The organism is Nocardia sp. NPDC059154 (genome assembly GCF_042755705.1).
Lineage (GTDB): Bacteria > Actinomycetota > Actinomycetes > Mycobacteriales > Mycobacteriaceae > Nocardia.
The window spans coordinates 124625-133263 of record NZ_JBHZCS010000024.1 but is presented as its reverse complement, the minus strand read 5'-3'; the positions used below and the strand labels follow the sequence as shown (position 1 = coordinate 133263).

Genomic DNA, 8639 nt, shown 5'->3' with positions numbered 1-8639 from the left:
GACCCCATGATCCGGCAGTTCGGCTTCGCTCTGGCGGTCGGCGTCGTCGTGGACGCATTCGTCGTGCGCATGATGCTGGTACCCGCCGTCATGTCCATCTTCGGCGACGGCGTGTGGTGGCTGCCGCGTTGGCTCGACCGACTGCTGCCCGATATCGACATCGAAGGCCGCGGCCTTGCTCCCGAAATGACCGATAACGTTCCCACGCCACAGGATTTGGTCGAACTACACGGTGTGCCGTGATAGTTCGTCCGGCACCTCTACGCCGAGCAGCGTCAGAAGTGCGGCGATCTTCTCGTCGAGGAGTCGGCCGACCGCGCTGATGTTTTCGTCGTCGAAGGTGTCGAAGCGTGTCGACGGCTGGTCGAAGCTGACGAACGTCCGATCGTTGTCGGTGTAGATGGCGACGCGGATCGGTGCGTAGAGCATCACGCCCGGATCGTGACGGAACATGCGCTCCGCGATCAGGTTGTTGCCCACCATGTAGGTGACCAACTGCGCGGTACTGCCTCGCAGCGCCATCATGGCAGTCGGGTCGAAGGTCCAGAAGTTGGCGAAGGAGTTCGGTGTTCGCGCTTCGGTGTACTTCGTCACCCGTTCCAGATCACCGGTTGCGATCAGTTGGCTCAACTCGTCGAGTTCGATGTCGGGGACCAGCCGCTCGAAACGCGTACGCAGCTCCTCGAACGTGGCGTCGACTGCGATGGTGATCCGGTTCACCTCGTGCCGAATGCGTTGGACGCGAGCGCTTTTGTCGATGGGGGTGGTGCTCATTGTGCTTCCTTTTCTGCCGAGGAGTTTTCAGACCGGGACGGCCGCGACGGGCGCGGTGGCCCGCAGCTTGGCCAGCGAGATGACGTGGAAGACGAACAGGATGGGAACTCCGGTCGTCGGGATGAGCACCAACGGCAGCATCGACAGTGGCTGTGTCGATGGCGTCAGGTGCAGCAGCTGGGTACGCCCCGGTCCACCCAGAAATCCGACGGCGAAGGCGTACAGGAAGTCGATCAATCCGAATACGTTGAGCCAGAGGATACTTCGGGTTCGACCTGCAGCACGTGGACTGCGGATCAACCATGACGCAGCCAGACCTATTGCTATGTCACCGATTCCGGCCGGAAGTGCGAACGCAGGCGGCAACTCACCCAGCGCCAATGCGGTCAAGAAGACGATGCCGATGAAGCGCGCTTCGTGCGGCCGGACCAACGTTGCGGCAATACCTGGATGAGAAAGCATCCGCTGGATCAGCGGTAGTCGGGAACTCGCCAGCAGGACCACGATCGGTGCGACGATCGCCACGCCCAGCCACGGTCTGACCGTGCCCTCGTCCAGCCGTAGGGCGTTGTTGGCCGCCAGCACAACGACCAGGGCCGTCCAAGCTATCCAGCCGACAATGAAGAGGGTCGAAATTCGTTGCGCCACAACCCTATCGATGCCGACCTCGACGGCCGATGACCGCAAGGTGCGGGTGGTGACAAGAACTATCGCGACCAGCCCGATGATCTCGAGCGCCCAGAGATAGGGAGGTGCAGAGGACATCACATGCTCCGCTCGGTGTTTCAAGAGTGTCGTTCAGGCGAACCAGCGGGATGTAACCACTGGTTACATCCGAGTGTGCGACCAAATGTGACCGTTGTCAACATCCTGGATCCGTGGAATCCTTGCCCCATGGGTCAGGCCACTACCAGTCGCGATCGCGCGAAGCCGTACCACCACGGCGCCTTGCGCGCGACCTTGATCGAGGCCGGCATCGCCCTGGCCCGTGAGGGCGGCCCGGACCGAGTAATCCTCCGCGAAGCCGCCCGAGCCGCCGGCGTCACTCACTCGGCGGCCTACCGCCACTTCACTGACCGAGAAGCCCTCCTAGCCGAGGTAGCACATCACGCACGCCAGGCCCTCGCCTCCGAGATGCGCCACCAAGTAGCCCGCACCAACGATCCCCGCCTCCGCCTACGCGCAGTCGGCACCGCCTACGTCCACTTCGCCCTGGCCGAACCAGGCCTGTTCCGAACAGCCTTCATCGCCTATCCCCCTGCGCCCGAACTTCCCCCACCCGCACTCCCCACCGAGGAATGCGGCCCCTTCGAAATCCTCGGCCAGGTCCTCGACGAAGCCCAAACCGCAGGCCTCCTCAACCCAATCCGCCGCCCCGGCGCCGAAATAGCCGCATGGTCAGCAGTACACGGCCTCGCCGGCTTACTCCTCGACGGCCCACTCCCCGCCACACCCGAGAACATCGAAGACTCACTCGAGCGAGTACTGGACGCGACCGAGCGCGGCCTCTTGACCAGGTAAGTGCGCGATACCCGCCACGATCAGAATGGTGCCGCTGGCGGGCGAGCCTGGGATCGTGGAGCACCCTCGGCATGGGCATTGCGCGCATCGCGAATGGGCGATCTCACGGATGTCCCGACCTCCCATCGAATGTCGAGCTCGTCATTGCGCAATACCGACCTGACGGCGGACCGCACAGCGACCATGTTCTGCGGCTGCACGAGGCGTTGCGCAAGTGAGTCCCCCGGCCCGGATCCAGCACACACCGGCGACGACGAGATAGGGCACCGCGTACACGATCACGATCGCCGCATCCAGAATGATTGGGGGGCATCGGTTCTCGCGATTCCGAGCTGATCTACACCGGCCGTGGATCAGTGGGGCTTGCTGCCACGTCCGCCATGTCCGGTGAGCTGGCGGCGGCGTGCTGACACACCGGCCGTCGCCATGGGTACGCCCCTGACGAAGCGCCTCACCGCGGCAGGGGTCGAGCTGAGCGTGACCGAGATATGAGATCGATGGTGGGCCATGGGACGGCTGGGCCGCGAGCCTGTTCCATCTGGTCCGCATTCACCCGTACGACAGCTCGCCGTGAGGGCCGATTCAGACCCATATGACACCGTGGGCACTCATGACGGTGGAGACGATCGCGCTGAGAACGTTGTGGGGTAAGGCAATTGCTGTCGCTTCAGTTGCACTCGCCACGGTGGCATTGCTTTTGTCAGGTGGCCACACAGAGCAGGTGACCCAGCACGCGACGGTGGTCGGTGTCGAGGTACGCCTGGTGGACTCCTCGGTTCCCCAGCGAGCCTGGACAACATTGAGTCTGATCGACCAAGGCAAATGGCCCCCGACCGACTGTCCTGGAACCAAAGGCGGTACAACATGGCAGAACAGAGGAGGCCAGTTGCCCAATGGTGTCGGCTATCTGGAGTGGGATGTCAACTGCAAGCAACCAGGCCGATCCCGCGATGCGGAGCGGATCGTGACCGGCAACGACGGTTCGGCGTGGTACACAGACGATCACTACGCCAGTTTCACGAGAATGCGCTGATCTCGCGCCGCGCCACGTGGAGTAGCGGCTCGAAGATGTGGCAGGTTCGAGGGTATGACTGTGGCAGGGGCGGGATTCCGCTCGATCGAGCGACCGTCGGCGCTGGGCTGCTGCAGCTTCCGCGCGGCCGGAACACGCGGGCACACGCCCACTGCGACGCGAGTCGTCCGGACGCCAGTACGTTTGCGGAGTGCCCCAGGACGAATCCGTATCCGGAGAGCGGGAACAGAACCCGGACGACGCTGCCGCGGAGGTCAGGCCGGATCGGCTGGTCGCGTCGGTGATCCCGGCCTGGTTGCCGCGGGCCTATCTGCTGGCGGCGGCCACGGTGGCCGGGATCGTCATCACCTTCTGGGGGCTGATGCGCCTGCGCGGTCTGCTGACGGTGCTGGTGGTGTCGTTGTTCCTGGCCTTCGCCATCGAACCCGCGGTGAACTGGCTGGCCGCACGTGGCTGGAGACGCGGTGCGGCGACGCTGGCGGTGTTCGTGGTGGTGACCGTGGTGCTGGTCGGATTCGTCTGGACCATGGGCGAATTGGTGGTCGGTCAGGTGACGACACTGATCGAGAACCTGCCGCACGACACGCAGAGCGCGGTCACCTGGATCAACGACACCTTCCACACCCATCTCTCGGTCACCGACATCACCGATCGCACCTCGGAGATGAGTTCGTCGTTGCGGTCGTGGGCGCTGGGCCTGGCCGATAACGTGTGGGGTATCGGCACCACCGCACTGGGTGTGCTGTTCCAGGGACTGGGCGTCCTGTTGTTCACTTATTACTTCGCCGCTGACGGCCCGCGCTTCCGCAATACGGTCTGCTCCCTCCTGCCGCCGCAGCGGCAGCGACCTGTGTTGCGCGCCTGGGATATCGCGGTCGAGAAGACGGGCGGCTACATTTACTCGCGGGCGCTGCTCGCCTTGTTCTCGGCGCTGGCGCACTACGCCGCGATGCGAGTGCTGGGCATTCCGTCGGCGTTCGCACTGGCGCTGTGGGTGGGCGTGGTGTCCCAGTTCATCCTGACCGTCGGCACCTACCTCGCCGGCGCACTGCCGGTGCTGGTGGCACTGGCCCACAATCCACGGTCGGCGCTGTGGATTCTCGGATTCATCGTCGTCTACCAGCAATTCGAGAACTACGTCCTGCAGCCGCGCATCACCGCGACCACCCTCGACATGCATCCCGCGGTCGCCTTCGGCGCGGTTCTCGCGGGCGCGGCGTTGTTCGGAGCGACGGGCGCACTACTCGCCATCCCGGTGACAGCCACCGCGCAAGCCTTCCTGGCCGCGTACGTCCGCCGCTACGACGTGGAGATCCCACCGAAACCAGAACCCGCACGACGAACTCGTTCCCAACACCGAGCTCCGAACGCCGAATAGCTGCCCCGGAACACCCGCGGCTATCCGAAGGAGGTTGGGAGACATGAAGATCCAAAGCCGCGAGGGCCTCCTCGTCGGTATCTCCTACATTCCCGAGTTCCACACCGACCAGCCCACCTGCCGGCTTACGACTCCGGGTGGACCACCATGACCGGACAGTTCGCGCGCTGCACGAGCGCATTGCTGGTGGAGCCGAGCAGCATGCCGACGAACCCGCCCCGGCCGCGGCTGCCCACAACCAGCAGTTGGGCCCCCTCGGACCAGGTCAGCAGGTGCTCGACCGGATCGGCGAGGTGGATGTCACGGGTGATCTCGACGTCGGGGTACTTCTCCTGCCACCCTGCCAGCCGTTCGACCAGCAACGCCCGCTCCGCCTCGGTCGCTTGCGCGGCCTCGATGGAGGTATCGATGAATCCCGAGTACCGGGCCAGGTACAGGTCGCTCCACGCGTGTACAGCCACGAGCCGCGCGTTGCTCACGGACGCCTCGTAGAACGCGGCGGCGACCGCCGCGTCGCTGACCGGGCTGCCGTCGACGCCGACCACGACCGGCGCCGTGCGGCGGTCCACCCATTCGGGGTCGTCGTCGCGCACCACGACCACCGATCCGGCCGCCTGGCTCGCCACCGAGACCAGGATGGAACCGATCCGGTTCAAGCCCCGGCGTTCGGCCGGACCGCCGAGCACCGTCATATGGGCGGTGGCCGAGAGGTCGATCAACATCCTCGCCGGATGCTGCGGGGACACCTCGGTGCGCACCATCACGGCGGGCGCGGCCTTTTCGGCAACCTCCCGGGCCTGTGCCACCAGGTCGGCGCCGAAAGCCTGAATCGATTGCTCGACTTCGGAATTCACACTCGAAAAGGTGCCCATCACCCCCACGATCACATTCACGTTCGTGCCGTGCGCGATCAACAGTTCGCGCCCGCGCTCCGCCGCGGTCTCCGCCGCCCAGCGCACGGCCGACAGCGCGGCCGGAGAATCATCGACACCGACCACGATCGGTGCGGTGGATATCGAGTGCGGATCGCGCGACTTCGGGGAACTCATGACTTGCCCACCTCCTGGGATGCCGTGAACCGAGCAGAACCAGTGGGTCTCGCAAATCCGAACATAGCACCGCCCAGCACCCCGACCCGGAATCGCCACTGCAAGTCCCGGCCAGAGGGGTGTGGGTCAGCGGCCCGGGACGGTTACCGGGTTGAAGCAGCTGGAGGGGAGGTCCTGGATGGAGCAGAGGGCCGGGGGGCGGGTGGGGAGGTAGTCGGCGGGGACGCCGCCGGAGGTGGTGATGTCGCGGTAGGCGGGGACCGCGGCGGTGGGGTGGCGGGTCAGGGTGGGGTCGGTGGTGACGTTGACGGTGTAGAGGCCGAAACGTGGTGAGTAGCTGCCCCATTCATAGTTGTCGGTGATGCTCCAGTAGTTGTAGCCGATGACGTTGATGCCGTCGGCCTTGGCGCGCTGGACCCAGTAGACGGTGTCGCGCAGGTCGTCCTCGCGGGTCATGCCGTCGGTGGTGGGTGAGCCGTTGTCGGAGGGCATGCCGTTTTCGACGATGTAGAGGGGGCGGCCCGGGAACTTCTGCGCGTATCGACGCAGGACGTAGTAGATGCCGTCGGGTTCGAGGACGAGGCTCGAGGGTTGGTTGGTCAGCAGGGCCGCCAGATTCGGCGGATTGGTCAGGGATCCACCGTAGTAGTAATCGATTCCTATGTAGTCGAGCTTGTCCGCGATCCGGTCGACGAAGGACGCGTCGGCCTGTGCCGTGCCGATGGCCGAGAAGGCGATGTTGCTCGTGACCATGGCACCGGGCTGCCGGAGGTGGATGTGGTCGTAGATCGCGCGGTGCGCGGCGACCATCCGATCGATCATGGGTGCGACGTCGAGTGCGCCGAGATCGCCGATCTGCTGTTCTTTTCCGGCATAGGCGAGGGGCTCGTTGAAGGTGACCCACAGCGGATCGAAGTGCGCGTAGCGGTCCACGACCGCGCGGGCGTTGGTGAGCCAATCATCGACCATGCCCGGATTGCGCCAGCCGCCGCGATCGACCTCCCAGCCCGGGAACACCCAGTGGTCCAGGGTGATCATGGGCCGGATTCCGGCCGCGCGAATTCGCGCGATCATGCTGTCGTAGAAGGAGAAATCCCATTCGCCCGGATTCGGTTGCACCCGGGCCCATTCCACGCTGATCCGGTAGACGCCGACACCGAGGTCGGCGGCGTGCTGGATATCCTCATCGTAGCGATGAAAGAAGTCAACCGAATTGCGGTAGTCCTCGGCGCGACCGGATCCCGCGTAACGGCTCCAATTGCTGTCCGGCGCAGAGCCTTCACTCTGAAACCCGGAACTGGACACTCCCCAGAGGAAATTGCCGCCCACCGGCGGTAGCCCCGGATCGGCGGCAACCCTGCCGGGCGTGGCGACCATGCACCAGGCGGTGAGAACGATACATGCCAGTGTGAACAGTGCACGTTGTCCCATCGCATCGAGATTACCTCCCGGAGAACCGGTCTCGGGGCACTCTGACCACATCGAGCCCCGTTCTCGGCCCGGCATCCGGAAAGTCACACAGCCGTCGGACCGCTCACGACGAGAGCTCCACTCAATGCGCAATCAGCCAGCCGACTCGGTCATACGCGAGGACCTGGTACAACACCAAGACAACCGCCGACACGAGCGCCGCCGTCGACAGCCCCGCACCCCACAGCGCGACCGCCCCGCCGCCCAGCACGAGCACTTCGATCACCAGCCGCACAACGCCGGGCACGGCAACCGTCGCTTCCCCGTTCCGGCTCGGATCCCCCGGCACGGCAAACATCCCCCACACCGCCGCCACCACGATCGGCAGTATCAACACCAGGGCAAACCGCCACGGCGCATCGAACCCTCGCCACCCCAGAATTCCGAACGACACCACAGCGGTCAGCTCGAGCAGAAATCGCACGCCGAGCATGAACGGGTTCAACGACATCCGACAATCCTCATCATTCACATCCCCATCTCGCCCGAGGACACCCGCCAACTCTACGAGCGGCCACCGCGCCGCCCGGTGGTCAATTCGCGCCGAAAAGGTGACCGAACGCGCCAATGAGCTCGCGACCAGACATCCTCCCGACAGAATCCGTTGTGGCGAATAAGATTTGGTCGCCTTTGCTCAGTTGCTCGGCACGCTGAGCGGTGTGGTGCCGCCCGTGATGGCCTCGGTGTGGCAGCACCGAGCCTTCCGGTCCCTGCGTGGCTCAACGAATGGACTCCGGGGAGCACCTGGCCGAGGTTCGCGAACGGGCCCGGCCGCTTCCCACCCGATAGCTCTGGCGGTGCCGATACCGATTCGAATGGCGTTGTTGCAAATGAAATTTCATTTGCATTTCTCATCCGCAAGCGGCCAGGACCTGGTGTGCCTAGTGCGCGACAAAATGTGCCAGAAAGCGGTTCCGGGGCGAAAAGCTCGTTCTTTGCCGCAACACTCGAGGGGCACGGTCCGGGGTGAGCGCACCCCGGACCGTTGTCCACTTCGCTGGTCATCCGTTGGGACGGGACGGGTGACGGCGCACGAACGCTGGTGATGGAGGCGAACTCGCGGTATGACGGGATCCGATGAAGAGCAGCAGATGAGCGATCTTGTCGCGCGGCTGTCCAATCGATTTCCTGATTTGACGGCTCGCGTCGTCGGGGAGGTGGTTCGGGGTATTCATCGGGATTTCGAGGGGCACCGGGTTCGGGAGTTCATTCCGCTGCTGGTGGAGCGGATCGCCGAGCGGCAGTTGAGCCGTCGGGTGTGCTACAGCTCGGCCGTGCGGGTCGACGGGTAGCAGGTTGTTCAGCCGTGGTGGCGGCTCCGTCAGGGGGGGGCCGGGAACCCCACTCGGAACGAGCAGTCGTTTTGTACCCGGTTCCACAATGAGGGGGGCTCCCCCCCCCGAGCCTCTTAGAG

General features: G+C 64.8%; 10 protein-coding genes. 5 read left to right on the top strand and 5 right to left on the bottom strand.

The window, feature by feature from the left end; all coding sequences use genetic code 11:
• On the top strand, positions 1 to 243 hold a 243-nt coding region (locus ACFXN1_RS21915), incomplete at its 5' end, for an MMPL family transporter (protein WP_379445907.1).
• On the opposite strand, the gene ACFXN1_RS21910 is transcribed toward ACFXN1_RS21915, so the two are convergent.
• Positions 226 to 774, bottom strand: a complete 549-nt coding sequence (locus tag ACFXN1_RS21910; RefSeq protein WP_379445906.1) for a DUF302 domain-containing protein — start codon at positions 772 to 774, stop codon at positions 226 to 228. The genes ACFXN1_RS21915 and ACFXN1_RS21910 overlap by 18 nt on opposite strands.
• Before the next feature lie 27 nt (positions 775 to 801).
• A complete protein-coding gene (locus tag ACFXN1_RS21905; RefSeq protein WP_379445905.1) occupies positions 802 to 1539 on the bottom strand; it encodes a hypothetical protein in 738 nt (245 codons plus the stop codon).
• A gap of 129 nt (positions 1540 to 1668) precedes the next feature.
• Here ACFXN1_RS21905 and ACFXN1_RS21900 point away from each other — a divergent pair, with 129 nt between their 5' ends.
• From ACFXN1_RS21900 to ACFXN1_RS21890, 3 genes are all read left to right on the top strand, one after another.
• On the top strand, positions 1669 to 2295 hold the full coding sequence (locus ACFXN1_RS21900) for a TetR/AcrR family transcriptional regulator (RefSeq protein WP_379445903.1): 627 nt from the start codon (positions 1669 to 1671) through the stop codon (positions 2293 to 2295).
• Positions 2296 to 2905: 610 nt separating this feature from the next.
• Positions 2906 to 3328 (top strand): ribonuclease domain-containing protein, encoded by a 423-nt coding sequence (locus ACFXN1_RS21895; protein ID WP_379445902.1) that lies wholly within the window; start codon positions 2906 to 2908, stop codon positions 3326 to 3328.
• Between the two features lie 190 nt (positions 3329 to 3518).
• A complete protein-coding gene (locus ACFXN1_RS21890) occupies positions 3519 to 4706 on the top strand; it encodes an AI-2E family transporter (RefSeq protein WP_379445901.1) in 1188 nt (395 codons plus the stop codon).
• A 125-nt stretch (positions 4707 to 4831) separates the two neighbouring features.
• Here ACFXN1_RS21890 and ACFXN1_RS21885 read toward each other — a convergent pair whose 3' ends face one another.
• From ACFXN1_RS21885 to ACFXN1_RS21875, 3 genes are all read right to left on the bottom strand, one after another.
• The gene (locus ACFXN1_RS21885) at positions 4832 to 5755 is read right to left on the bottom strand and encodes a universal stress protein (RefSeq protein ID WP_379445900.1); all 924 of its coding nucleotides are present in this window, start codon (positions 5753 to 5755) and stop codon (positions 4832 to 4834) included.
• Between the two features lie 126 nt (positions 5756 to 5881).
• Positions 5882 to 7186 carry a family 1 glycosylhydrolase gene (locus ACFXN1_RS21880; protein ID WP_379445898.1) on the bottom strand — a complete coding sequence of 435 codons (1305 nt, stop codon included), beginning with the start codon at positions 7184 to 7186 and terminating at the stop codon, positions 5882 to 5884.
• Positions 7187 to 7307: 121 nt separating this feature from the next.
• A complete protein-coding gene (locus ACFXN1_RS21875; protein ID WP_379445897.1) occupies positions 7308 to 7676 on the bottom strand; it encodes a YrdB family protein in 369 nt (122 codons plus the stop codon).
• Between the two features lie 640 nt (positions 7677 to 8316).
• Between ACFXN1_RS21875 and ACFXN1_RS21870 the strand changes: the two genes are divergently transcribed.
• Complete coding sequence (locus ACFXN1_RS21870; protein ID WP_379399148.1) at positions 8317 to 8517, top strand: three-helix bundle dimerization domain-containing protein; 201 nt, start codon at positions 8317 to 8319, stop codon at positions 8515 to 8517.
• Positions 8518 to 8639 lie beyond the last annotated feature (122 nt).

Excerpts from the sequence above, each read along its gene's own strand:
- ACFXN1_RS21910 (WP_379445906.1), bottom strand. The coding sequence starts at position 774 with ATGAGCACCACCCCCATCGACAAAAGCGCTCGCGTCCAACGCATTCGG.
- ACFXN1_RS21905 (WP_379445905.1), bottom strand. The coding sequence starts at position 1,539 with ATGTCCTCTGCACCTCCCTATCTCTGGGCGCTCGAGATCATCGGGCTG.
- ACFXN1_RS21900 (WP_379445903.1), top strand. The coding sequence starts at position 1,669 with ATGGGTCAGGCCACTACCAGTCGCGATCGCGCGAAGCCGTACCACCAC.
- ACFXN1_RS21895 (WP_379445902.1), top strand. The coding sequence starts at position 2,906 with ATGACGGTGGAGACGATCGCGCTGAGAACGTTGTGGGGTAAGGCAATT.
- ACFXN1_RS21885 (WP_379445900.1), bottom strand. The coding sequence starts at position 5,755 with ATGAGTTCCCCGAAGTCGCGCGATCCGCACTCGATATCCACCGCACCG.
- ACFXN1_RS21880 (WP_379445898.1), bottom strand. The coding sequence starts at position 7,186 with ATGGGACAACGTGCACTGTTCACACTGGCATGTATCGTTCTCACCGCC.
- ACFXN1_RS21875 (WP_379445897.1), bottom strand. The coding sequence starts at position 7,676 with ATGTCGTTGAACCCGTTCATGCTCGGCGTGCGATTTCTGCTCGAGCTG.
- ACFXN1_RS21870 (WP_379399148.1), top strand. The coding sequence starts at position 8,317 with ATGAGCGATCTTGTCGCGCGGCTGTCCAATCGATTTCCTGATTTGACG.